Origin of the sequence: Rahnella victoriana, from assembly GCF_004330295.1 — a bacterium.
Taxonomy (GTDB): domain Bacteria; phylum Pseudomonadota; class Gammaproteobacteria; order Enterobacterales; family Enterobacteriaceae; genus Rahnella; species Rahnella victoriana.
Genome location: NZ_SJOJ01000053.1, coordinates 3733 through 5348 on the forward strand (window position 1 = coordinate 3733; position 1616 = coordinate 5348).

A 1616-nucleotide genomic window follows, 5' to 3' on the forward strand; every position below is an offset into this window, starting at 1 on the left:
ATCAGACAATCTGTGTGGACACTGCACAATGCGTATCTTTAGGTAAGGAGGTGATCCAACCGCAGGTTCCCCTACGGTTACCTTGTTACGACTTCACCCCAGTCATGAATCACAAAGTGGTAAGCGCCCTCCCGAAGGTTAAGCTACCTACTTCTTTTGCAACCCACTCCCATGGTGTGACGGGCGGTGTGTACAAGGCCCGGGAACGTATTCACCGTAGCATTCTGATCTACGATTACTAGCGATTCCGACTTCATGGAGTCGAGTTGCAGACTCCAATCCGGACTACGACATACTTTATGAGGTCCGCTTGCTCTCGCGAGTTCGCTTCTCTTTGTATATGCCATTGTAGCACGTGTGTAGCCCTACTCGTAAGGGCCATGATGACTTGACGTCATCCCCACCTTCCTCCGGTTTATCACCGGCAGTCTCCTTTGAGTTCCCGACATTACTCGCTGGCAACAAAGGATAAGGGTTGCGCTCGTTGCGGGACTTAACCCAACATTTCACAACACGAGCTGACGACAGCCATGCAGCACCTGTCTCAGAGTTCCCGAAGGCACTAAGCTATCTCTAGCGAATTCTCTGGATGTCAAGAGTAGGTAAGGTTCTTCGCGTTGCATCGAATTAAACCACATGCTCCACCGCTTGTGCGGGCCCCCGTCAATTCATTTGAGTTTTAACCTTGCGGCCGTACTCCCCAGGCGGTCGACTTAACGCGTTAGCTCCGGAAGCCACGCCTCAAGGGCACAACCTCCAAGTCGACATCGTTTACAGCGTGGACTACCAGGGTATCTAATCCTGTTTGCTCCCCACGCTTTCGCACCTGAGCGTCAGTCTTTGTCCAGGGGGCCGCCTTCGCCACCGGTATTCCTCCAGATCTCTACGCATTTCACCGCTACACCTGGAATTCTACCCCCCTCTACAAGACTCTAGCTTGCCAGTTTCAAATGCAGTTCCCAAGTTAAGCTCGGGGATTTCACATCTGACTTAACAAACCGCCTGCGTGCGCTTTACGCCCAGTAATTCCGATTAACGCTTGCACCCTCCGTATTACCGCGGCTGCTGGCACGGAGTTAGCCGGTGCTTCTTCTGCGAGTAACGTCAATGTTCAGTGCTATTAACACTGAACCCTTCCTCCTCGCTGAAAGTGCTTTACAACCCTAAGGCCTTCTTCACACACGCGGCATGGCTGCATCAGGCTTGCGCCCATTGTGCAATATTCCCCACTGCTGCCTCCCGTAGGAGTCTGGACCGTGTCTCAGTTCCAGTGTGGCTGGTCATCCTCTCAGACCAGCTAGGGATCGTCGCCTAGGTGAGCCATTACCTCACCTACTAGCTAATCCCATCTGGGCACATCCGATGGCGTGAGGCCCGAAGGTCCCCCACTTTGCTCTTGCGAGGTCATGCGGTATTAGCTACCGTTTCCAGTAGTTATCCCCCTCCATCAGGCAGTTTCCCAGACATTACTCACCCGTCCGCCGCTCGCCGGCAAAGTAGCAAGCTACTTTCCGCTGCCGCTCGACTTGCATGTGTTAGGCCTGCCGCCAGCGTTCAATCTGAGCCATGATCAAACTCTTCAATTAAAAGTTCGATTTGCTTCAACAAGTGAAGCG

1 rRNA gene is annotated in these 1616 nt (G+C 53.0%); it reads right to left on the bottom strand.

The features are described from left to right. Positions 1–43: 43 nt before the first annotated feature. Positions 44–1586, bottom strand: a 16S ribosomal RNA gene (locus EYY67_RS24110). Between the last annotated feature and the right edge of the window lie 30 nt (positions 1587–1616).